This window comes from Streptomyces sp. SM11, from assembly GCF_002910905.1.
GTDB lineage: Bacteria > Actinomycetota > Actinomycetes > Streptomycetales > Streptomycetaceae > Streptomyces.
The window spans coordinates 1-23,259 of the sequence record NZ_NEUE01000088.1; the positions used below are offsets into that span (position 1 = coordinate 1).

Consider the following 23,259-nt stretch of genomic DNA (forward strand, 5'->3'; position numbering starts at 1 on the left):
ACCCCCCACGTCACCGTCCGCGGCGAAGCCCACCTCGAAGCCGACCCCGAAATCGCCCACATCACCATCACCCTCACCGCCCGCGGCACCGACCGCCGCACCACCCTCGACGACCTCACCCGCCGCAACACCACCACCCTCGACCTCATCAAGACCTACGGCGACACCATCGAGAAACTGGAAACCGGCACCCTCGCCATCCGCCCCGAACTCACCCGCCACGGCCGCGGCGAACGCATCCGCGCCTACCACGGCAGCATCCAACTCACCGCCACCCTCAGCGACTTCACCACCCTCGGCGAAATCTTCGCCCGCCTCGCAGACCAGGACCTCACCCGCATCGACGGCCCCTGGTGGGCACTGCGCCCCACCTCCCCCGTCCACGCCGCCGCCCGCCGCCAAGCCGTCCAGGAAGCACTCCAACGCGCCCGCGAGTACGCCGAAGCCCTCGACACCCGCCTCGGCGCCCTCCTCGAACTCAGCGACACCGGCACCCACGTCGGCCCCCGCACGACCCGCGCCGCCTTCTCCGCCCACGCCGTACCCTTCGCGGCCGCCGGCGCGGAAGCCGCCACCGACGCCGCACCCGTCGACCTCGAACCCGTACGCCAGAGTGTCGACGCCCAGGTCGAAGCATCCTTCACACTCATCCCGCCGCACCTCGGATAAACGCTCATCAGAGCACCCCGCTGCACAATTCAACACTTGTCAACAACCCTTCATCAGAAGGTTGTTGAGGTGTCATACAGAGCCAAATACCTACCCGCAGGTAAGGTTTAGTCTCGACCCATGCGCCGAGCGAAAATCGTTTGTACCCTGGGACCCGCAACCGACACGTACGACCAGATCAAAGCCCTGATCGAAGCGGGAATGGACATCGCCCGCTTCAACCTCAGCCACGGCACCTACGCCGAACACGAAGAGCGCTACCACCACGTGCGCAAAGCGTCCGAGGAGACCGGTCGCAACGTCGGCATCCTCGCCGACCTTCAAGGCCCGAAGATCCGCCTCGGACGCTTCCGTGAAGGCCCCGTACTCCTTGAACGCGGCGACACCTTCACCATCACCGTCGAACCCCTCGAAGACCAGGGCACCGGCGACATCTGCGGCACCACCTACGACGGCCTCGCCACCGACGTCACCACCGGCGAACGCATCCTCGTCGACGACGGCCGCGTCACCCTCGAAGTCACCGACGTCGACGGCCCCCGCGTCCACACCACCGTCATCGAAGGCGGCATGGTCTCCGACAACAAGGGACTCAACCTCCCCGGCGTCGCCGTCTCCGTCCCCGCCCTCTCCGAGAAAGACATCGACGACCTCCGCTGGGCCCTGCGCACTGGCGCCGACATCATCGCCCTCTCCTTCGTCCGCACCGGACGCGACATCGACGACGTCCACCGCATCATGGACGAAGAAGGCCACCGCCTCCCCGTCATCGCCAAGGTCGAAAAACCCCAGGCCGTCGACAACATCGACGACATCGTCGCCGCCTTCGACGGCATCATGGTCGCCCGCGGCGACCTCGGCGTCGAAATGCCCCTGGAACAAGTACCCATCGTCCAAAAGCGCGCCATCAAACTCGCACGCCGCAACGCCAAACCCGTCATCGTCGCCACCCAGATGCTCGACTCGATGATCGACAACTCCCGCCCCACCCGCGCCGAAGCCTCGGACGTCGCCAACGCCATCATCGACGGCACCGATGCCGTCATGCTCTCCGGCGAGACCAGCGTCGGCAAATACCCCATCGAGACCGTCCGTACCATGTCCCGCATCGTCGAAGCCGCCGAGGAAGACCTCCTCGCCAAGGGCCTCCCGCCTCTCACCGAACGCAACAAACCCCGCACCCAGGGCGGCGCGGTGGCACGCGCGGCCGCCGAGATGGGCGACTTCCTCGGCGCGAAATTCCTCGTCGCCTTCACCCAGAGCGGCGACACGGTCAAGCGCCTCTCCCGCTACCGCTCACCCATCCCGCTCCTCGCCTTCACCCCCGACGAAGCCACCCGCGCCCAGCTCAACCTCACCTGGGGCGTCGAGACCTTCCTCGGCCCGAAGGTCGACTCCACGGACGCGATGGTCGCCCAGGTCGACGAAGAACTCCTGCGTATCGGCCGCTGCGCGAAGGGCGACGTCGTGGTCATCACCGCCGGCTCCCCGCCCGGCGTCGCGGGCTCCACGAACCTGGTCCGCGTGCACCGCATCGGTGAAGACGACAGCCCGAAGTAGGGCGGCTCAGTATTTCGGCCCGACGTGCGCATCCATGAGGGCGACGGATGCCCGTCGGGCTACGGAGATGTTGAACGGATCGCTGCCACGAGCGAGGGTCGTCCACTCGACGCCCACGGCGGCTGCGACCCTGCGCGACCAGAGCCAGAGCTCGCTCGCGGGTCCCCATGTCGTACATGCTGCCGAGTTTTGTCGCGCAGGCACCCGACCCGGCGTGGAATGGCACACGCATACTCAGATCAAGTGAAGTTCGTCGAATCACCTTGCGCCTTGGAATCCAAGGAAAAGTGCCCCAGGTGGGATTCGAACCCACACTGTCCGCTGTTTGAGAGCGGCCTCTCTAACCAAGTTGGAGTACTGGGGCCTTAGAAAGGAAGGGTCATTGCTGCCCTGCGCGTCACTACCTTACAGGAGCTAGGTAGGCTCGTGGCAGCAGTATCTGCCCCATACCGAGGAGCCCCGTGACCACCCCCGAGTCGCCCCAGCCCGTAGACGCCGTCGACGACGACAAGTCGCACGTCCCGCCGCTGACGACCCGCGTCGTCATCGCCGAGGACGAGGCACTCATCCGCCTCGACCTCAAGGAGATGCTGGAGGAGGAGGGCTACTCCGTCGTCGGTGAGGCGGGCGACGGGCAGCGGGCCGTCGAGCTGGCCCGGGAGTACAAGCCGGACCTCGTCATCCTGGACGTGAAGATGCCGGTCCTCGACGGGATCTCCGCCGCCGAGAAGATCGCCGAGGAGTCCATCGCCCCGGTCCTGATGCTCACCGCGTTCTCGCAGCGCGACCTGGTCGAGCGGGCCCGCGACGCCGGGGCCATGGCGTATCTGGTGAAGCCGTTCAGCAAGAGCGACGTGGTGCCGGCCATCGAGATGGCCGTCTCCCGGTTCGCGGAGCTGAAGGCGCTGGAGAGCGAGATCGCGGACCTGTCCCAGCGGCTGGAGACCCGGAAGCTGGTGGACCGGGCGAAGAGCATCCTGCAGACGGATTACGGGCTCTCCGAGCCGGCCGCGTTCCGGTGGATCCAGAAGACGTCGATGGACCGTCGGATGTCCATGCAGCAGCTGGCGGAGGCGTTGATCGAGGACGCCGAGGAGAAGAAGAAGTCGGCCGAGTAGTCGCGTACGCGTACGACAGCGAGAGGCCCGCACCCGGAGGAAGTTCCGGGTGCGGGCCTCTCGCATACGTACGGCAGGAGCGTCAGTCCTCGCCGAGGTAGGCCTTGCGGACCGACTCGTCGTGGAGCAGGTCCGAGCCCGCGCCGGAGAGGACGATCTTGCCGACCTCCATGACGTGACCCTGGTCCGCGAGGGACAGGGCGGCCTGGGCGTTCTGCTCGACGAGCAGGATCGTGGTGCCCGCCGCCTTGAGTTCGACGATGGTCTCCATGATCTTCTGCATCATGATCGGGGAGAGTCCCATGGAGGGCTCGTCGAGCATGAGCAGTTTGGGCTGGGACATCATGGCGCGTCCCATGGCGAGCATCTGCTGTTCGCCGCCGGAGAGGGTGCCCGCGGCCTGTTTCCGGCGTTCCCCGAGGATGGGGAAGAGGTCGTAGGCGCGCTGGATGTCCTTCTCGATGCCTGCCTTGTCGTTGCGGAGGTAAGCGCCGAGGAGGAGGTTCTCGGTGATCGTCAGCCGGGGGAAGATGTGGCGTCCCTCGGGGGAGTGGGCGATGCCCAGGGAGACGATTTTGTGGGCGGGGATGTTGGCCAGCGGTTTGCCCTCGAAGAGGATGCGGCCGCCGAGCGGCTTGAGCAGTCCGGAGAGGGTGCGCAGGGTGGTGGTCTTGCCCGCGCCGTTGGTGCCGATGAGGGTGACGACCTGGCCGGCGTCGACGGTGAAGGAGATTCCCTTGACCGCTTCGATCTTGCCGTAGGCGACCCGGAGGTCTTGGACCTCTAGCAGTGCGGTCATCGGGTGCCCTCCTCATCGGTGCTGGGGGTGTCGGGTGTGGTGTCCTTCGCCGTCGTGGTGGTGCCGGTGGTCGTCCCGGTGTGGGCCGCTTCGGCGTCCGCTTCGGCTGCTTCGACCTCGGCGACCTCTTCGGCGCCGGGGGCGCCTTCGAAGGGGGTGCCGAGGTAGGCGGCGACGACGCGTTCGTCGGCCTGGACTTCGCCGGGGGTGCCTTCGACGAGTTTCTCGCCCTGGACGAGGCAGGCGACGCGGTCGCAGAGGTTGAAGATGAACCGCATGTCGTGCTCGATGACGAGGACGGCGATGCCCTGGTCCCGGATGGCGAAGATGAGTTCTTCGGTGACGCGGGTTTCCTGGGGGTTCATGCCGGCGGTGGGCTCGTCCAGGAGGAGGAGTCCGGGGTCGCTGGCCAGGGCGCGAGCGATTTCCAGCTTGCGCTGGTCGCCGTAGGGGAGGTTGCGCGCGAGGTGGTCGGCCTTGTTCTGGAGGCCGATGAACTCCAGGAGTTCCATGGCGCGTTCGCGGCTGGCGTCTTCTGCCTTGTGGTAGCCGGGGAGGCGAAGGAGGGCCGACCACAGGCCTTCCTTGGTCCGGGTGTGGCGGCCGACGAGGACGTTCTCCAGGACGGTCATGTTGGAGAAGAGCCGGATGTTCTGGAAGGTGCGGGCGATGCCGGCCTTGGTGACGAGGTGGGGCTTGGGCGGCAGGACGGTGCCCTGGTAGCTGACCTTGCCCTCGGTGGGGATGTAGAGGCCGGTGAGGCAGTTGAAGAAGGTGGTCTTGCCGGCGCCGTTGGGGCCGATGAGGCCGACGATCTCGCCGCTGTTGACGGTGAGGTCGACGCCCTTGACGGCGGTGAGTCCTCCGAAGCGCATGGTGACGCCGCTGGCGTCGAGGACCGTGGTGGGTGCGGTGGCAGGGGTGGCCGGGGTGGTCGTTTCGGTGGTCATGTGATCACGCCCCCGCCTTCGTGGTGCCGGCGGTCTGGTCGGTGAGTGGGACGTCCGGTGGGGTGTCGGGTTGGTCGGTCTCGTGGAATTCGAGCTGCTTCCTGCGGTCGGCGACGAGTCCTTCGGGGCGGAAGCGCATCAGGAGGATGAGCGCGATGCCGAAGAGGAAGAGCTGGTAGTCCTGCATGAACTGGAGCTTGGCCGGGATGAGGTAGAGCAGTGCGGCGCCGACGAGGGGTCCGCTGAGGGTTCCCATGCCGCCGAGGATGACGGCGGCAAGGAGGAAGGCGGAGTTCGGGGGTACGGAGCCGGCGAACTGGTACTGCTCGGGCGTCACGGTGTAGGAGACGTGGGCCTGGACGGTACCGGCGAGTCCGGCGAGGGTGGCGCCGAGGGCGAAGGCGAGCAGTTTGAGCCGGAAGGCGTTGATGCCCATGGCGGTGGCTGCGGTCTCGTCCTCGCGGATGGCGACCCAGGCGCGGCCGATGCGGGATTCTCCGGAGCGTCGGAAGACCAGGACGACGACGGCGGTGAAGACGAGCATCAGCAGGTAGTAGTTGGCCGACCTGCCGAGGGTGAATCCGGCGATGTTGTGGCTGGTGCCGAAGTCGAAGCCGAAGAGGTTGAGGTCGGGGATGCTGGGGATGCCCTGGGAGCCGTTGGTGAGGTCGGGGCCGCTGACGCCGTTGAGGGCGTTGACGGTGAGGCGGAAGATCTCTCCGAATCCGAGGGTGACGATGGCGAGGTAGTCGCCGCGCAGTCGCAGGGTCGGGGCGCCGATGACGACGCCGAAGACGAGTGATGCGGCGGCGCCGGTGAGGACGGCGGCCCAGAAGGGGAACTGGACGCCGACGGGGGAGAGGGGGGAGCCGGAGACGAGGGCGGCGGCGTAGGCGCCGACGCCGAGGAAGGCGACGTATCCGAGGTCGAGGAGGCCGGCGAGGCCGACGACGACGTTGAGGCCGAGCGCGACGGTCGCGAAGATGAGGATGTTCGCGCCGATGAGGGCGTACTGCTCGTTCTGCTGGGTGAAGGGGAAGCAGAACGCCGCGATGAGTGCGGCGGCGAGGGTGACGTTGCGGTGCTTGGTGGTGAGCCGGGTGATGCGGGCGATGAGTCCGGCGCGGGTGAGTGCCGTGAAGCCGAAGGCGACGCTGATGATGTAGCCGATGAAGAGTTCGGCGTAGTCGGTGTCGATGCCGTACGTGAAGACGTGGAGGGCGACGCCGAAGGCTCCGGCGATGATGAGGATCTCGGCCCAGTTGGGGAGTTCCTTGGCGCGTGTGGGCGCGGGGGCGCGGAGGCTGTTGACGAGGCGGTTGAGCGGGGTGGGGCGGGTGGTGTCGTCGAGTTCCTGGTCGCTGGGGAGGCCGAGGGAGGCGACGGTGGCGATGATGGCGCCAGCGAGGCTGACCCAGGCTCCGGGTTCCAGGTTGACGACGCCGCCGAGTTTGGCGGCGATGGCGCCGATGGCGTAGCCGGTGGTGCCGAGGACGCCGAGTGCGGCGAGTCGGACGGGGCTGTTGGTGCCGCCGGGGGTGAGGAGGTGAAGCCCCTTGATCCCGTAGCCCGAGAGGGCGAACAGGAGGGTGAGGGCGGCGCCGATGAGGGTGAGGACCTGGAGGCCGCCGGGGTAGCCGGTGACGGTGAGGTCGCCGGGGAATTCGGCGGTCCAGGTCCAGGCGAGGAAGGTGCCGATGAGGGTGATGGCCGCGCCGGCGGTGGTGAGGTGGCGGGCCGCGGGCAGCGCGATGAGCGCGCTGGCGGCGGGTTTGGTGTTGGTGGTCATGGTCATCACGCCCGATCCGCGACGCGTTCGCCGAGCAGGCCCTGGGGGCGTACGAGGAGGACGATGATGAGGAGCGCGAAGGCCCATACGTCCTTCCAGGCACCGCCGCCGAAGAGTTCCATGCCGGGGACTTCGCTCATGTAGCCGGTGGCGAGTGCTTCGGCGACGCCGAGGACGATGCCGCCGAGCATGGCGCCGTAGATGTTGCCGATGCCGCCGAGGACGGCTGCGGTGAAGGCCTTGAGGCCCATGATGAAGCCCATGCGGAAGCCGATCTGGCCGTTCTTGAGCCCGTAGGCGACGGCGGCGACGGCGGCGAACGCGGCACCGATGGCGAAGGCCATGACGATGATGCGGTCGGTGTTGATTCCCATGAGCTTGGCGGTGTCGGGGTCCTGCGAGGTGGCCTGCATGCCGCGGCCGGCCCGGGTCTTGGAGACGAAGAAGCCGAGGGCGAGCATGCACAGGGGCGCGGAGACGAGGACGAAGATGTCGCCGCGCTGGATGGTGGCGCCGAGGATGTCGAGGGCTTCGCCTTCGAACTGGGGGAAGGAGCGGTCCTTGGTGGCGTCGGGGTACCACATCCACACCGCCTGCTGGAGGGCGAGGGAGAGCCCGATGGCGGTGATGAGTGGGGCCAGGCGTGGTCCGCCGCGCAGGGGCCGGTAGGCGAAGCGTTCGGCGGCCATGCTGATGGCGACGGCGGAGATGACGCCGCCGACGATCATGAGGGGTATCGCGGCTATGAGGGAGAATCCGGACGGAAGCCCGAGGTAGACCGTGAGGGCTCCGAAGCCCCCGATCATGAAGATCTCGCCGTGCGCGAAGTTGATGAGCTGGATGATTCCGTAGACCATCGTGTAACCGATCGCGATGAGACCGTACATCGCGCCGAGGATGAGTCCGTTGGCCAGCTGTTGCGGCAGTTCGTTCACCGCAGGGCCTCCGTGGAGTGGTTCGGATACGGCACCGCGCGGGAGGGCTCGTAGCGCTCCCGCGCGGTCTGGTTGCTTTGCGTGACGGTGGCGGGCTGTGGCCCGGCCGGTGGTTACTCGATGGTGCTGCTGACCTTGGAGACCCACTTGCCGCCGGTGACCTGGTAGGCGGTCATCAGGGTGTTGGTGGTGTCGCCGAACTCGTCGAAGGAGACGGGGCCGGTGACGCCGTCGAACTTGACCTTGTCCATGGCGGCGAGGATCTTGGCGCGGGCGTCGTCCGCGGGGATCTTGCCGTCGTTCTCGGCGGCGACGATCTTGACGGCCTCGATGATGGACCAGGTGGCGTCGTAGGTGCCGCCGCCGTAGGCCTCGTAGGCGTCCTTGTAGCCGGCCGTCTTGTAGTCGGCGATGAACTTCTTGGCGGAGTCGAGCTCTTCGACGGGCTTGCCGACGGAGGTGGCGATGTCGCCTTCGGCTTTCTTGTTGAGCTTGATGAAGTCGGCGCTGTACATGCCGTCGCCGCCCATGAAGGGGAGCTTGATGTTGTCCTTGATCTGCTGGCTCAGGGGGGCGCCGGCGGGGTATTCGCCGCCGTAGTAGACGGCCTTGGCGCCGGAGCTCTTGACCTTGGTGGCGACGGAGTTGAAGTCGCGGTCCTCGGGGTTCACGTGGTCGGTGCCGACGATCTTGCCGCCGAGTTCGGTGAACTTCGCCTTGAAGGAGGCGGCGAGACCGGCGCCGTAGGGCTTCTGGTCGTCGATGAGGTAGACGTCCTTGATCTTCGCGGTCTCGAAGAGGTACGTGGCCGCGAAGGCGCCCTGGATCTGGTCCGTGGTGGAGGTGCGGAAGTAGGAGGCGTAGGGGCGCTTCTTGTCGCCGGTCTTCCAGTTGTTGCCCTGGGTCAGCTCGGTGCCGGTGTTGGCCGGGGAGACCTGGGTCAGCTTGGCGTCGTTGAGGGGCTTCTGCATCGACTGGGCGACGCCGGAGTTCAGCGGGCCGACGACGCCGAGGACCTCTTTGGTGTCGATGAACTTGACGGCGTTCTGCTGGCCGACGGAGGGCTGGGCCTGGTCGTCGAGGGCCTGGAGCTTGAAGGTGACGCCGGGGACGGTCTTGTCCTTGTTGGCCGTGTTGACGGCGAGCTCGGCGGAGTTCTTGATGCCGAGGCCGAGGGCGGACAGGTCGCCGGTGAGCGGGGCGTCGAGGCCGATGACGACCGTCTGGTTGCCGTTGCCGCCGTCGCTGCTGCCCTTGCTGTCGTCGCGCGAACCGCAGGCGGTGAGGGTGAGTGCTCCGGTGGTGAGCACTGCGGTGAGTATGAGCGAAGAACGGTGTCGCACGAAAAGTCCTTTCCCTGGCGCGGCCTCCTCTGCTTGAGGTGCCGTGTCGATCGCCGGGCCGTACTGGTTTGGTACAGGGCCGTGCAGCAGACGCGCCCGGCGGCGCGGTGACTGGCGGTGACTCTAAGCGCAGCCGGGGGCCATCGGGACTGGTCGGCGGCGGATGTGACTCTCTTGTTATGCCCTTGAGCAAGGCTTGAGGTTCCTGTGAGGACATGTGGGGGTTTCGCCTGGAGTGCGAAGGGGTCACATGGTGAGAACGCGCAGCTCTGCTAAGGGGCTTGAGGTGATCTTGGTGCTGACGCGGTCCGGTGGCGGGGGAGGGCGCGGCGGAGCGTCCCGGGTGGTTCCGGCCGGGGTGTGCGGCTGGATTCCGCATTGCCTGCGTGTTACGCAGTGTTACATCGGCGTTCGGGGCCTCGGGGTCGTTGAGGCTGATGTGACTGCTGAGTGGCTCATTGAACGCGCTTTGGGGTCAAGGGTGTTGACCGAGTGTGGTGGGCAACATCCTTTCCTTGGTGGGGGTATGGCAGCGCCCGGCCGGAATGCGCGTGGTGCGATTCCGGCCGGGCGGGGGTGGTGGCGGTGCGGGGGTGTGTGCGGTGCGTGTCAGGCTGCTTCGGGTCGCGGGGCGTCGCGGAGGAGGCAGGTGAGGCGTGCGGTGCAGACCCGCTTGTCCTGTTCGTCGGTGATGACGATCTCGTACGTGGCGGTGGAGCGGCCCCGGTGTACGGGGGTGGCGACGCCGGTGACGAGGCCGTTGCGGACGCCACGGTGGTGGGTGCAGTTGAGGTCGACGCCGACCGCGAGTTTGGCGGCCCCTCCGTGGAGCATGGAGCCGATGGAGCCGAGGGTCTCGGCGAGTACGGCGGAGGCGCCTCCGTGCAGGAGTCCGTAGGGCTGGGTGTTGCCTTCCACGGGCATGGTGCCGACGACGCGGTCGGCGGAGGCCTCGACGATGGTCACGCCCATGCGCTCGCCGAGGTGGCCGGCGGAGAAGAGGGCGGGCAGGTCGACGCCGAGTGCCGCGTATTCGTCGATGACTTCCTGGGGGAAGAGGGGGGTGGGGTGTTCGCCCATGGGTCCGGCTCCGATCGTCTGCGCTGGTTCGTCGCTGTCTGCACTGTTCTTATCAGACGGCTGAGCGGACGCTTAGGGGTGGCGGTTCTCAGTCGCTCCGGGTGTTCTCGAAGCGGACGACGACTGATTTGCTGGCCGGGGTGTTGCTGGTGTCGGCCGTGGAGTCCAGGGGGACCAGGACGTTGGTCTCCGGGTAGTAGGCGGCGGCGCAGCCTCGGGCGGTGGGGTAGTGGACGATGCGGAAGCCGTCCGCTCGGCGTTCGACGTCGTCCTTCCACTCGCTGACGAGGTCGGTGTACGCGCCGTCGGCGAGGCCGAGGGCGGCGGCGTCCTGGGGGTTGACCATGACGATGCGGCGGCCGCCCTTGATGCCCCGGTAGCGGTCGTCGAGGCCGTAGATGGTGGTGTTGTACTGGTCGTGGGAGCGCAGGGTCTGCAGCAGGAGCCTGCCGTCGGGGAGTTCGGGGTATTCGACGGGGGCTGCGGTGAAGTTGGCGCGGCCGGTGGTGGTGGGGAAGCGGCGTTCGTCGCGGGGGGCGTGGGGGAGGGTGAAGCCGCCGGGGCGGGCGATGCGGGTGTTGAAGTCCTCGAAGCCGGGGACGACGCGGGAGATGCGGTCGCGGATCGTGGCGTAGTCCCGTTCGAAGGCCTCCCAGTCCGTACGGGATCCGGCGCCGAGGACCGCGCGGGCGAGGCGGGCGACGATGGCCGGTTCGGAGAGCAGGTGGGGGCTCGCGGGGGTGAGGTTGCCGCGGGAGGCGTGGACCATGCCCATGGAGTCCTCGACGGTGACGAACTGCTTGCCGCCGGCCTGGACGTCCTTGTCGGTGCGGCCCAGGGTGGGCAGGATCAGGGCGCGGGTCCCGGTGACGGCGTGGGAGCGGTTGAGTTTGGTCGAGACGTGGACGGTGAGTCGGGCGCGGCGCATCGCGGTCTCGGTGACGGCGGTGTCGGGGGTGGCGGCGACGAAGTTGCCGCCCATGGCGAAGAAGACCTTCGCGTCGCCGTCGCGCAGTGCCTGGATGGAGCGCACCACGTCCAGGCCGTGGTGGCGCGGCGAGGTGATGCCGAATTCCTTGTCGAGGGCGTCGAGGAAGGCGGGTGCGGGGCGTTCGAAGATGCCCATGGTGCGGTCGCCCTGGACGTTGGAGTGGCCGCGCACCGGGCAGACGCCGGCGCCGGGGCGGCCGATGTTTCCGCGCAGCAGAAGGAAGTTGACGACTTCGCGGATGGTGGGCACGGAGTGCTTGTGCTGGGTGAGGCCCATCGCCCAGCAGACGATGGTGCGTTTCGAGGCGAGGACGAGGGTGAGGGCCTGCTCGATCTCGGCGCGGGTGAGGCCGGTGGCGGTGAGCGTCTCGTCCCAGTCGACCGTTTCGGCGGCGCGGGCGAACTCCTCGTAACCGTGGGTGTGTTCGGCGACGAACGCGGTGTCGACGGCTCCCTCGGTGGTGAGGACGAGTTTGTTGAGGAGGCGGAAGAGTGCCTGGTCGCCGCCGATGCGGATCTGGAGGAAGAGGTCGTTGAGTGCGGTGCCCTTGAGCATGCCGTGCGGGGTCTGGGGGTTCTTGAACCGTTCCAGGCCGGCCTCGGGCAGCGGGTTCACCGAGATGATCTTCGCGCCGGAGTTCTTGGCCTTCTCCAGGGCGGACAGCATCCGGGGGTGGTTCGTGCCGGGGTTCTGGCCGGCGACGATGATCAGGTCGGCCTGGTGGAGGTCGTCCAGTGAGACGCTGCCCTTGCCGATCCCGATGGTCTCGGTGAGCGCCGAGCCGGACGACTCGTGGCACATGTTGGAGCAGTCGGGCAGGTTGTTGGTGCCGAACTCGCGGGCGAGGAGCTGGAGCAGGAAAGCGGCCTCGTTGCTGGTGCGGCCGGAGGTGTAGAAGAGGGCCTCGTCGGGAGAGTCGAGGGCCCTCAGCTCTTCGGCGATGATCGCGAACGCCCGCTCCCAGGTCACCGCCTCGTACCGGTCGGCGCCCTCGGGGAGGTACACCGGGTGGGTGATCCTGCCCTGCTGGCCCAGCCAGTAGCCGCTGCGCCCGGCGAGGTCGGCCAGCGGGTGGGCGGCGAAGAAGTCGGGGGTGACGCGGCGCAGTGTCGCCTCCTCCGCGACGGCCTTGGCGCCGTTCTCGCAGAATTCGGCGGTGTGCCGCTCGTCGCCCTCGGGCCAGGCGCAGCCGGGGCAGTCGAAGCCGTCCTTCTGGTTGACCTTGAGGAGGGTCCGCGCGGTGCGGCGCACGCCCATCTGCTGCTGGGCGATGCGCAGAGAGTGGGCGACGGCGGGCAGTCCGGCGGCGGCGTGCGGGGCCGGCCCGACCTGCGGGGCGTCCTGGACCGGGTCACCGGTCGGCGGCTTGGTGGCCATGATGCTGCTCCCCTTCGAGCGCTTCTTCCACGTCCGTACGTCCTCCGTACGTCCTCACCGTCGATCCTGTCACGGCCCTCCGGATGTCGTGCCGGTCCGGATTGTCAGTGGGCCGTGGCAGGATCGGGGGCGTGGCTGAGACGGCATCGAACAAGACGGCAGACAACCGACCGCGCCTGCTCCTCATGGACGGGCACTCCCTGGCGTACCGGGCGTTCTTCGCTCTGCCCGCGGAGAATTTCACGACGGCGGTGGGGCAGCCGACGAACGCCGTGTACGGCTTCATGTCGATGCTGGCGAACACCCTGCGTGACGAGGCGCCCACGCACTTCGCGGTGGCGTTCGACGTGTCCCGCAAGACGTGGCGTGCGCAGGAGTTCCCGGAGTACAAGGCGAACCGCTCCAAGACCCCCGACGAGTTCAAGGGGCAGGTCGAGCTGATCGGCGAGCTGCTCGACGCGATGCGCGCGGACCGGTTCGCGGTGGACGGGTTCGAGGCGGACGACGTCATCGCGACGCTGGCGACCCAGGCCGAGGCGGCCGGGTTCGAGGTCCTGATCGTCACAGGCGACCGGGACTCCTTCCAGCTGATCACGGAGAACGTGACCGTGCTCTACCCCACCAAGGGGGTCTCCGAGCTGACCCGGTTCACCCCGGAGAAGGTCGTCGAGAAGTACGGACTCACCCCGCGGCAGTATCCGGACTTCGCCGCCCTGCGCGGCGACCCGTCGGACAATCTCCCGGGCATTCCCGGGGTCGGTGAGAAGACGGCCGCGAAGTGGATCAACCAGTTCGGTTCGTTCGCCGATCTGGTCGAGCGGGCCGACGAGGTCAAGGGCAAGGCCGGGCAGAATTTCCGCGACCACCTGGACGCGGTGAAGATGAACCGCGTGCTGACCGAGATGGTCCGTGACGTGGAGCTCCCGAAGGCCCCGGCCGAACTGGAGCGCGCCCCGTACGACCGTACGGCGGTCACCGGTGTCCTGGACATACTGGAGATCCGCAACCCGAGCCTGCGCGAGCGGCTGCTGGCCGTCGACCCGGGCGCGGCGGAGGCCGAGCCGCCCGCACCCGCGGCCGGGATCGAGCTGGACGGGGCCGTGCTCGGCTCCGGCGAGGTCGCTCCGTGGCTGGCGGCGCACGGTGCGCAGCCGCTCGGCGTCATGACGGTGGACACCTGGTCGCTCGGCGCCGGCACGGTCACCGAGATCGCGCTCGCCGCGGCCGACGGGGCCGCCGCCTGGCTGGACCCGACCCAGTTGGAGGAGGCCGACGAGCGGGCGTTCGCCGCCTGGGTGTCGGACCCGGAGCGGCCGAAGGTCCTGCACAACGCGAAGAACGTGATGCGGGTCTTCCCGGAGATGGGCTGGCAGCTCGAAGGCGTCGCCATGGACACGGGGCTCGCCGCGTATCTGGTGAAGCCGGGCCGCCGCTCGTTCGCCCTGGACGCGCTGGCCGTGGAGTATCTGGGCCGGGAGCTGGCCCCGGCCGCCGCTTCCGACGGGCAGCTGGCCTTCGGTGCGGACGACCGGGCCGAGGCGGATGCCCTGATGGCGCAGGCCCGCGCCGTGCTCGACCTGGGCGACGCGTTCACCACCCGCCTGAAGGAGGTGGGCGCGGCGGAGCTGCTGCACGACATGGAGCTGCCGACGTCGATCCTCCTGGCCCGTCTGGAGCGGCACGGGATCGCCGCGGACCGGGCCCATCTGGAGTCCATGGAGCAGCAGTTCGCCGGGACCGTGCAGCAGGCGATCAAGGAGGCGCACGCGGCGGTGGGCCGTGAGTTCAACCTCGGATCGCCCAAGCAGCTCCAGGAGATCCTCTTCGGCGAGCTGGGTCTGCCGAAGACGAAGAAGACCAAGACGGGATACACGACGGACGCGGACGCGCTGGCCTGGCTGGCCGCGCAGACCGAGCACGAGCTGCCGGTCCTGATGCTGCGCCACCGCGAGCAGGCCAAGCTGCGGGTCACCGTCGAGGGTCTGATCAAGACGGTCGCGGCCGACGGCCGGATCCACACCACGTTCAACCAGACGGTGGCGGCGACCGGCCGGCTCTCCTCCACCGACCCCAACCTGCAGAACATCCCCGTCCGTACGGACGAGGGGCGGGCGATCCGCCGGGGCTTCGTCGTCGGCGAGGGCTTCGAGACGCTGATGACGGCGGACTACAGCCAGATCGAGCTGCGCGTGATGGCGCACCTCTCCGAGGACGCCGGTCTGATCGAGGCGTTCACCTCCGGCGAGGACCTTCACACCACGGTCGCCTCGCAGGTCTTCGGCGTCGAGAAGGACGCGGTCGACGCGGAGATGCGCCGCAAGATCAAGGCCATGTCCTACGGCCTGGCCTACGGGCTGTCCGCGTTCGGCCTCTCCCAGCAGCTGAACATCGACCCCGCCGAGGCCCGAGGGCTGATGGACACCTACTTCGAGCGGTTCGGCGGGGTACGGGACTATCTCCACCGGGTCGTCGAGGAGGCCAGGGCCACCGGGTACACGGAGACGATCCTGGGCCGCCGCCGCTATCTCCCCGACCTCAACAGCGACAACCGTCAGCGCCGCGAGGCCGCCGAGCGGATGGCGCTCAACGCCCCGATCCAGGGCACGGCCGCGGACATCGTGAAGGTGGCGATGCTGCGGGTGGACCGGGCGCTGACCGAGGCGGAGCTGACCTCGCGGATGCTGCTCCAGGTCCACGACGAAATCGTCCTGGAGATCGCGAAGGGCGAGCGGGAGCGGGTGGAGGAGATCCTGCGCCACGAGATGGCCCACGCGGTCGAGCTGCGTGCCCCGCTCGACGTCTCGGTCGGCGTCGGCAAGGACTGGGAGTCGGCCGCGCACTGAGCCGCGGGGAAGCCTGACGGGGGAGGGGCCCACAACCGTGTCGCGGTCGTGGGCCCCTCCCGTGTCACTGCTTCCGGCCGGCGGACACGTCCGTACGGGACGCCTCCGGCGCGGATGCGGCCTGCCCCGGGTCCTCCGTCCCCCGTCGCCTCCGCACCAGGCGCATCCACACCCCGTACAGCAGCAGTCCGGCCGCCAGCCCGGCGCCCCCGCCGAAGCAGGCCGTGGGGATGATGTCGAGCGGGCTCTCCACCCGGCCGAAGTGGGCGTACCAGCGGGCGCAGCGGTGGACGACGCCGAGCAGCACGCACAGGGCCAGCAGGCCGAGTGCGCCCCACCGTTCCCGGCGGCCGAGCACCGGGACCTCATCGGGTGCGGGGGCCGGCGCGGTGCGCCGCAGCCCGGTGGCGGCGAACCAGCCGATGACCACGAGGGCGAGGGCCGAACTGCCGTACTGGACGAGCTGGAACACCGGGAAGCCGCCGACGCTGCGGCTGAGCACGGGCACCAGCTCCGTCCCCCAGCGGCTGTGGTGGGTGAACGCGTCCCACGCCACATGGGTGGCCGCCCCCAGCGCGCCGGAGACGGCGAACCACAGCCGGGCGGACGGCCCGAAGGAGGCGCGCGTCCACCGCTGCCCCCGGACGAAGACGTGGACTCGGCCCCGTACGCGTACCGGCAGCAGCGCCACCAGCGGCTCCCGCAGCAGCGCCCACACCGCCACCAGCACCGCGGCGATGGCCACGTTCACCGTGACCACCCCGAGGAAGGTGTGTGTGAACGACCCGAACTCCATCGCCCCGGGGATCGCCGTGTCCGCGAAGTAGGTGATGTCGGGCGCGAAGGAACCGGCGACGAGCGCCGAGGGGAACAGCGGCCACCGGCCGGTCCCGTCCCGGCGGACCGCCGGGAGCACGGCGGCGGCATGACTGAGCGTGAACGGCATGGCGGCCAGTATGCGGGACCGTTCGGGCACCCTTCCGTGGCCGACGGGACAACCTGTGCCCGGGAAGGTGAGAAAACAGTAAGAAGCGGTCAGGGCTCGGTGCCCGGGCGACACAAGGTGCCGTAGGGTCGCTGGAGTCCTTGCGCTGGGGAGCGCGAGCAGCCTTCGAGGGGGAGGGACCGGAACGTATGGCAGCGCATATTCGCCGACGTCTGCGCAAGGGGGCCACGACCACCGCGGTGGCGGCGGCCGTCGTGGCGGCGCTCACGGCCTCGCAGGCGCCCGCAGCGACCCTGGCCGAAGGAGCCGCCGGCGGCGGCGACCCGAAGGCGGCCGGTGAGGACACCGCGAGTGCCGGGGACGACGGCGCCGCGACCGGCAACTCGCCCTACTACACGGACCTTCCCCCTCTGGTCACGCCCGACAAGCCCCGATCCTCCAGCGAACTGCCGATGACCGGTGGCACGGAAGCGGGCATTCCGGCGTCGATCCTGGCCGCGTACAAGCAGGCCGAGCGGACCGTCGCGACCACCGACCCGAACTGCCGGCTGCCCTGGCAACTCCTCGCGGCGATCGGCAAGGTCGAGTCCGGCCAGGCGCGCGGCGGGCGCGTCGACGCCAACGGCACCGCCAGCCCCCGGATCCTCGGCCCGGCCCTCAACGGCCGGGGCTTCGCGCTGATCAAGGACACCGACGGCGGTGCGTACGACGGCGACGCGGTCCACGACCGTGCGGTCGGCCCGATGCAGTTCATCCCGTCGACCTGGGCCTCCTGGGGCCAGGACGCCAACGGCGACGGCCGCAAGGACCCCAACAACATCTACGACGCGGCGCTCGCCGCCGGCCGCTACCTCTGCGCCAACGACCGGGATCTGGCGCTCGCCGCCGACCTCGACAGCGCCGTGCTGAGCTACAACCGCTCGACGGAGTATCTGCGCACGGTCCGCTCCTGGTTCTCGTACTACCAGCGCGGTACGCACGAGATCCCCGACGGCACCGGAACGCTGCCCACCGCCCCGAGCACTCCCTCCCCGAACCGGGGCCCGAGCACCAACCCCGGACCGAGCCGGACCCCGAGCCCGAAGCCCTCCCCGCACAAGCCGGGCGGAAAGCCGAGTCCGGGCGCGTCGAAGCCCGGCGGCGACGGCTCCACCAGCCCGAAGCCGAAGCCGCCCACCCCGAAGCCGCCCATCCCGAAGCCGCCCACCCCCAAGCCGACGCCGCCGTCCGAGACCTTCGGCTCCCTGGAGAACGCGGGCACCGGCCCGCTGCGTGCCACCGCGGGCCAGGCGTTCGACGAGCGGGTCTCCGTCCGTGCCCGCAACGCGCTCGGCGCTCCGCTCGCCAAGGTGCCCGTCACGTTCGCCGTCACCGGGAACACCGGCACGCTCTTCACCGGCGGCGGGAAGACCGTCACGGTGACGACCGGGGCCGACGGCACCGCCACCGCGCCGGCGCTCCAGGCTGGCGAGCAGGCCGGGGAGTTCACCGTGACCGCCGTCGCCGGCATCGGTAGGCCGCGCACCCTTACCTACGCGGCGACCGTCACCGCCCGCCAGGCCGACGCGATCGCCCGCACCGGCGACAAGGCGCTCGTCGCCGCCCCCGGCGAGAAGTTCGCGGACGTCGTCACCGTCAAGGCCACCTACGAGGCCGCCGCCGCGGCCGGAGTGGCCGTCACCGCCACGATGGTCAAGGACCCCCTGGGGCTCGTCGACAACGACAGGGGCCCGTACTTCAAGGACGAGGACGACACGCCGGTCCGCACTCTCACCACCCTGACGACGGACGCCGAGGGCGTGCTCCGGCTCCCGGAGATCTTCGCGGACGACACCGAGGGCACCTATCTGCTGCGCCTCACCACCGAGGGCGGCGCCTCGGTCGTCATCGAGCTCACCATCCAGGCCCCGGAGGAGACGGCCCCTGAGGAGGCCGCCCCGGAGGAGACGGCCCCCGAGGAATCGGCTCCCGAGGAGACGGCCCCGGGGAAGACGGAGACCCCCGAAGCCTGACCCCGCGGTACCGCACACGGCAGTCGGACAGCCCCTGCACCGCCCGGTGGAGGGGCTGTCCGCTGTGTTCTCATCTCGCGCCCCGGTTGCTACGGTGCCCCAGTCCTGACGACCCATCAGGTCACCGCCGTCGGATCACCGCCCCGGGAGGCCGAGCATGCGTGCCCTCGTCGCCGCCGCCATCGGACTGGCCGCCGCCCTCGCGCTCGTGTTCACCGTCTCCGCCGTCGGCTCCCCGTCCGGGGAGACCTCGCCCGAACCCCTGCTGACCACCGTCCCGGGCCCGAAGAGATAGCCGCCGCAGAGGGAGAGGTCACCACCATGCGCCGCCGAGCCGGTCTCGTACTCCTGGCCTTCGCCGTGTTCTTCGCCGCCCTGTCACCGCTGCTGCGCTGGTACGCCTTCCCGCGCCTGGCCAAGGTCCCGCCGAGCCAGTACCAGGAGGTCGTCCTGGAGGCGTCCCCCGCGACCCTCCTCGACTACACCACCCTCAAGGCGAAGAAGGTCGAGAAGGTCACCATCGTCCAGACGCTCAAGGGCAACGTGGAGGAGTCCGAGAGGATCGAACGCAGCGCCGGACGCGACGTCGTCGTCTGGGACGCGCTCTCCTACGTCCAGGGCCCCGACGGCACGATGGTCTCCGAGATCCCCGAGCGCTACATCTTCGACGCCCACACCCAGGCACCCGTCAACGCCACCGGCGAGATGGTCGACGGCGACCCGGTCCGGCGCGAGGGCATCGAGTTCAAGTGGCCCTTCCTCACCGAGAAGCGGGACTACGAGTACTTCGACGCCCAGAGCCGCACCACCGCACCCATCCACTACAAGGGCACCCGCACCTTCCGCGGCCTGGAGGTCTACTACTTCGAGCAGACCATCCCGTGGACCAAGGTCCCGATGCCCAAGAAGATGCCCATCGAGGGCGTCACCGCCGAGCAGATCGCGCAGACCGGCATGACCCGCTGGTACACCACGAAGCGCATGTTCTGGGTCGACCCGGTCGCCGGAGCCCCCGTCAACGGCGAGGAGATCCACCAGGAGGAGCTGCGCGACGCCAAGAAGATGGGCATGTCCGAGGACACCGCCACCGCGTTCTCCGGCCACGTGAAGATGCGCGAGGACTACATCGTGGACACCGTCGACCTGGTCAAGTCCCAGCGCGTCCTGGTCCTCCTCCTCACCTCGTACCTGCCCTGGGGCTTCCTCGGCCTCGGCATCGCACTGTTCGCCCTCGCCCTGTGGTTGGAGGCGCGGTCGCGGCAGCCGGAAAGTCCTGGGGCCGGTCGTTCGAGCCGTCGTCCGCCGGGCGACGACGGCAGTTTGACGACCGGCCCTATGAGCCCTGCCGTTTGAGCCGCGCCGAGGTGAACCGCGTCGCCTGTACGGTCGCGGGGTCCTCCGGCCACGGATGCTTCGGGTAGCGGCCGCGCAGCTCCGCCCGCACCGCCCGGTAACCCTCCTGCCAGAACGACGCCAGGTCCGCCGTGACGGCCGCGGGCCGCCCGGCGGGGGAGAGGAGGTGGACCAGGACCGGCACCCCGGCCACCCGGGGCGTCTCGCCCAGTCCGAACAGCTCCTGGAGCTTCACCGCCAGCACGGGCTGCTCCCCGCCGTACTCCACCCGGACCCGTGAACCGCTCGGCACCTCGATCCGCTCCGGCGCCAGCTCGTCCAGCCGGGCGCCCTCCCCGGTCGCCCAGGGCAGCAGCCGCCGCAACGCCTGGCCCGCGTCGATCCGGCCCAGGTCATAACGGCGCCGCGCCCGTGACAGCTCCGGCTCCAGCCACGCCCCGGTCTCCGCGAGCAGCGCCCCGTCCGAGACGTCCGGCCACGGCGACCCCAGCACCCGGTGCAGGAACGCCAGCCGCAGCCGCAGCTGCTCGCTGTCCCGGGTCCACCGCAGCAGCCCCAGGCCCTCCCGCCGCAGGCCCTCCACCAGAGCCCCGCGCACCAGCCCGGGATCGGGCTGCTTCAGCGGCCGTACCGCCAGCTCCACCGCCCCCAGCCGGTCCACGGCCCTGGCCACCACCTCACCGTCCACCCAGCGGACCTCCTCGCCCCGCACCCGCAGATGCCCGGCGGCCAGCAGCGCGGTGGGCTCGTCGATCACCGCCGCCAGCCGCACCCGCGCCGAAGCCGCGTGGGAGGGCCGGTCCGCGACCGCCACGGCCAGCCAGGGCGCGCCGCGCAGCCGTGATCCGGCCCCTGGCTCCGCGCCCGTACCCGACGCCATCAGGAAGGCCCCGTCGCCCCGGGTCCGCGCCACCCGTTCCGGAAACGCCAGCGCGGCGACGGTTCCGACGGCCGCGTCGTCGGAACCACCGCCCCTCCTGTCGCCGGAACCGGCACCGCTCCCCAACGACGACGACAGCCGGCGCACCTCCTGCTTCCAGCGCGCCGCGTACCCGTCCTGGCCCCGGCGGGCGGTCCGCAGCGCCGCCGCGAGATCGTCCCCGTACTCCCTCGGCGGCTCCTCGCTCAGCAGGGCCACCACCTCCGCGGCCCGCCGCGCCCCGACCTCCCGCGCGCCGTCCAGCAGGGCCCGAGCCAGCCGGGGATGCAGGCCGAGCCGGGACATCCGCACGCCGCGTTCGGTGACCCGGCCGTCGCCGTCCACCGCGCCGATCGCGTCCAGCACCTCCCGGGCCGCGCCCATCGCCCCGGCGGGCGGCGGGTCCAGCAGCGCGAGCGAGGAGGCGCCCGGATCGCCCCAGCACGCCGCCTGGAGCGCGAACGCCGCGAGATCGGCGACCTTGATCTCGGGCGAGGGGAAGCGCGCGAGCCGCCCGTCCTCGGCCTGGTCCCAGCACCGGTACACCGCCCCCGGAGCCTCCCGCCCCGCCCGCCCGGCACGCTGCCGCCCGGCCGCCCGGGACGCCCGTACGGTGCTCAGGGCGCTCAGGCCCCGGGCATGGTCGGTACGGGGTTCCCGCGCGAGACCGGAGTCGACGACGACCCGCACGCCCGGCACGGTCAGGGACGACTCCGCCACCGAGGTCGCCAGGACCACCCGCCGTCCCTCGGAGGAACCGGCCAGCACCGCGTCCTGCACGGCGGCCGGAGCGCGTCCGTGCACCTGGAGCACCTCGGCGTCCACCCCGGCGAGCTGCCCGGCCACCCGCGAGATCTCCCCGACACCCGGCAGGAAGCAGAGCACGTCCCCCGCGCGCTCCGCGAGGGCACGCCGCACGGTCGCCGCCACATGCGTCAGCAGCGCCGGGTCGACCCGCATCCCGTGCGGCGGCCTGACCGGCCGCGCGGGCGGCGCCCAGACCACCTCCACCGGGTATGAGACGCCCTCGGCCTCGATCACCGGGGCATCGCCCAGCAGCCGCGCCCAGCCCTCCGCGTCCGTCGTCGCGGACGCCGCCACCAGCCGCAGATCGGGCCGGATCGCCTCCCGTACGTCCAGGAGGAACGCGGCGACCGTGTCGGCGTCCAGATGCCGCTCGTGGCACTCGTCGATGATCACCGTGTCGACCCCGGCCAGCTCCTGGTCCCGCTGGAGCCGCTGGAGCAGCACCCCGGTGGTCACGACCTCCACCACCGTCTCCGGCCCCACCACGCGCTCGCCGCGCACCGTGAAGCCGATCCGGCCGCCCGGCTGCTCGCCCAGCAGCCACGCCATCCGCCGCGCCGCCGCCCGCGCGGCGATCCGGCGCGGCTCGGCGACCACGACCCGGCGCACCGGGCCCCGGCCGGTCAGTCCGGCCAGCACCAGCGGGACGAGCGTCGTCTTGCCGGTGCCGGGAGGGGCGCACAGGACGGCCACGCCCCGGTCGTCGAGCGCGCGCCGCAGGGCGGGCACGGCGGTGCGGACGGGCAGGCTTTCCAGGGCTTCGGTACGGATCACGCCCCCAGTGTCGTACGGGAGTGTCCTCAAGGGTCCCGCGCGTCCCGGTCCGTCAGCCGCGCCAGGCCCGGCGGCCGCGGCTCAGTCGCGCTCGCAGACGAAGATCGCCGTGCCCGGGATCAGGTTGCCGCGCAGCGGGGACCAGCCGCCCCACTCCTGGTTGTTCCAGGCGGGCCATTCCGGTTCGACCAGGTCGACCAGCCGGAAGCCTCCCGCCACCACGTCCCGGACCCGGTCTCCCAGCGTGCGGTGGTGTTCCACATAGACGGCGTCGCCGTTCTCGTCCTGTTCCACATAGGGGACACGGTCGAAGTAGGAGGCGGCGACGGACAGTCCCTCGGGCCCGGGCTCGTCCGGGAACGCCCAGCGGATCGGGTGGGTCACGGAGAAGACCCAGCGCCCGCCGGGCCGCAGTACCCGGCGGACCTCGCGGAAGACCTGGACGGGGTCGGCGACGAACGGGACCGCCCCGTACGCGGAGCAGGCCAGGTCGAAGGACCCGTCCCGGAACGGGAGCCGGCCCGCGTCCGACTCGACCAGCGGGACGTCCTCGCCGATCCGCAGGGCGTGCTGGAGCTGGCGATGGGAGAGGTCGAGCGCCACCGGGCAGGCGCCCTGGCCGGCCAGCCAGCGCGAGCACTGGGCGGCCCCGGCCCCGATCTCCAGGACGTCGAGGTCCTTGAGGGAGGAGGCGGGCCCCAGCAGGGCGGCCTCCGCCTCGTCCAGCCCTTCCGGACCCCAGACGAAGCGGTCGTCCCCCAGGAAACCGCCGTGGTCCGACTGGTACTCGTCGGCGTTCCGGTCCCACCAGCCGCGGCTGGCCCGGCTGCTCTCCGCCTCGTCCGCCGCGCGGCGGGTGGCCTCGGGTTCTGCGGAGTGGGCCCCGTGGATCTCTTGGCTCATCGTGCCCGTCGTTGTAGTTTGCCTTCACCCGTCGCGCGCGGTACGTACCAGGGGGCGCACCCCCGGAGGTACGGACGCGTGTCCGCGGTGC

General features: G+C 70.3%; 17 protein-coding genes, 1 tRNA gene and 1 pseudogene. 7 read left to right on the forward strand and 12 right to left on the reverse strand.

Annotation, left to right across the window (positions count from 1 at the left end):
* Together B9S58_RS05645 and pyk are read left to right on the forward strand one after the other, a co-directional pair.
* Window positions 1-669: SIMPL domain-containing protein (locus tag B9S58_RS05645; protein WP_103531028.1), on the forward strand; the 669-nt coding region annotated here is incomplete at its 5' end.
* A 120-nt stretch (window positions 670-789) separates the two neighbouring features.
* On the forward strand, window positions 790-2,229 hold the full coding sequence (pyk, locus tag B9S58_RS05650; RefSeq protein WP_103531029.1) for a pyruvate kinase: 1,440 nt from the start codon (window positions 790-792) through the stop codon (window positions 2,227-2,229).
* Between the two features lie 6 nt (window positions 2,230-2,235).
* Here the strand turns inward: pyk and B9S58_RS38745 are convergent.
* Window positions 2,236-2,349: pseudogene (locus tag B9S58_RS38745) on the reverse strand (helix-turn-helix domain-containing protein); the annotation flags it as partial.
* Between the two features lie 168 nt (window positions 2,350-2,517).
* A tRNA-Leu gene (locus B9S58_RS05660) sits at window positions 2,518-2,593 on the reverse strand.
* 97 nt (window positions 2,594-2,690) lie between these two features.
* Between B9S58_RS05660 and B9S58_RS05665 the strand changes: the two genes are divergently transcribed.
* The gene (locus B9S58_RS05665; RefSeq protein WP_103531031.1) at window positions 2,691-3,347 is read left to right on the forward strand and encodes an ANTAR domain-containing response regulator; all 657 of its coding nucleotides are present in this window, start codon (window positions 2,691-2,693) and stop codon (window positions 3,345-3,347) included.
* Window positions 3,348-3,429: 82 nt separating this feature from the next.
* On the opposite strand, the gene B9S58_RS05670 is transcribed toward B9S58_RS05665, so the two are convergent.
* From B9S58_RS05670 to B9S58_RS05700, 7 genes are all read right to left on the reverse strand, one after another.
* Complete coding sequence (locus tag B9S58_RS05670) at window positions 3,430-4,146, reverse strand: ABC transporter ATP-binding protein (RefSeq protein ID WP_103531032.1); 717 nt, start codon at window positions 4,144-4,146, stop codon at window positions 3,430-3,432.
* Window positions 4,143-5,096 carry an ABC transporter ATP-binding protein gene (locus tag B9S58_RS05675; RefSeq protein ID WP_103531033.1) on the reverse strand — a complete coding sequence of 318 codons (954 nt, stop codon included), beginning with the start codon at window positions 5,094-5,096 and terminating at the stop codon, window positions 4,143-4,145. Before B9S58_RS05675 ends, B9S58_RS05670 begins: the two co-directional genes overlap by 4 nt.
* A gap of 4 nt (window positions 5,097-5,100) precedes the next feature.
* Complete coding sequence (locus B9S58_RS05680) at window positions 5,101-6,885, reverse strand: branched-chain amino acid ABC transporter permease (RefSeq protein WP_103531056.1); 1,785 nt, start codon at window positions 6,883-6,885, stop codon at window positions 5,101-5,103.
* Between the two features lie 5 nt (window positions 6,886-6,890).
* On the reverse strand, window positions 6,891-7,820 hold the full coding sequence (locus B9S58_RS05685) for a branched-chain amino acid ABC transporter permease (protein ID WP_103531034.1): 930 nt from the start codon (window positions 7,818-7,820) through the stop codon (window positions 6,891-6,893).
* 113 nt (window positions 7,821-7,933) lie between these two features.
* The gene (locus tag B9S58_RS05690) at window positions 7,934-9,163 is read right to left on the reverse strand and encodes a branched-chain amino acid ABC transporter substrate-binding protein (protein WP_181009196.1); all 1,230 of its coding nucleotides are present in this window, start codon (window positions 9,161-9,163) and stop codon (window positions 7,934-7,936) included.
* A 609-nt stretch (window positions 9,164-9,772) separates the two neighbouring features.
* A complete protein-coding gene (locus B9S58_RS05695; protein WP_103531035.1) occupies window positions 9,773-10,243 on the reverse strand; it encodes a PaaI family thioesterase in 471 nt (156 codons plus the stop codon).
* A gap of 88 nt (window positions 10,244-10,331) precedes the next feature.
* Window positions 10,332-12,611, reverse strand: a complete 2,280-nt coding sequence (locus B9S58_RS05700) for an FdhF/YdeP family oxidoreductase (RefSeq protein WP_103531036.1) — start codon at window positions 12,609-12,611, stop codon at window positions 10,332-10,334.
* A 131-nt stretch (window positions 12,612-12,742) separates the two neighbouring features.
* Between B9S58_RS05700 and polA the strand changes: the two genes are divergently transcribed.
* Entirely contained in the window at window positions 12,743-15,454 is a 2,712-nt protein-coding gene (gene polA, locus B9S58_RS05705; RefSeq protein WP_103531037.1) for a DNA polymerase I, read from the forward strand.
* Window positions 15,455-15,518: 64 nt separating this feature from the next.
* Here polA and B9S58_RS05710 read toward each other — a convergent pair whose 3' ends face one another.
* Entirely contained in the window at window positions 15,519-16,400 is an 882-nt protein-coding gene (locus B9S58_RS05710; RefSeq protein WP_103531058.1) for a DUF4184 family protein, read from the reverse strand.
* A gap of 188 nt (window positions 16,401-16,588) precedes the next feature.
* On the opposite strand from B9S58_RS05710, the gene B9S58_RS05715 reads away from it, so the two are divergent.
* From B9S58_RS05715 to B9S58_RS05725, 3 genes are all read left to right on the forward strand, one after another.
* Complete coding sequence (locus B9S58_RS05715; RefSeq protein WP_103531038.1) at window positions 16,589-18,412, forward strand: lytic murein transglycosylase; 1,824 nt, start codon at window positions 16,589-16,591, stop codon at window positions 18,410-18,412.
* Between the two features lie 157 nt (window positions 18,413-18,569).
* Complete coding sequence (locus tag B9S58_RS05720; protein WP_103531039.1) at window positions 18,570-18,707, forward strand: SPW_0924 family protein; 138 nt, start codon at window positions 18,570-18,572, stop codon at window positions 18,705-18,707.
* 26 nt (window positions 18,708-18,733) lie between these two features.
* Entirely contained in the window at window positions 18,734-19,765 is a 1,032-nt protein-coding gene (locus B9S58_RS05725) for a DUF3068 domain-containing protein (protein WP_103531040.1), read from the forward strand.
* Here B9S58_RS05725 and hrpB read toward each other — a convergent pair.
* Together hrpB and B9S58_RS05735 are read right to left on the reverse strand one after the other, a co-directional pair.
* Window positions 19,746-22,265, reverse strand: coding sequence for an ATP-dependent helicase HrpB (hrpB, locus tag B9S58_RS05730; RefSeq protein ID WP_103531041.1), 2,520 nt, complete (start codon window positions 22,263-22,265; stop codon window positions 19,746-19,748). The two genes, B9S58_RS05725 and hrpB, sit on opposite strands and share 20 nt — an antisense overlap.
* 81 nt (window positions 22,266-22,346) lie before the next feature.
* Window positions 22,347-23,168, reverse strand: coding sequence for a class I SAM-dependent methyltransferase (locus tag B9S58_RS05735; protein ID WP_103531042.1), 822 nt, complete (start codon window positions 23,166-23,168; stop codon window positions 22,347-22,349).
* Between the last annotated feature and the right edge of the window lie 91 nt (window positions 23,169-23,259).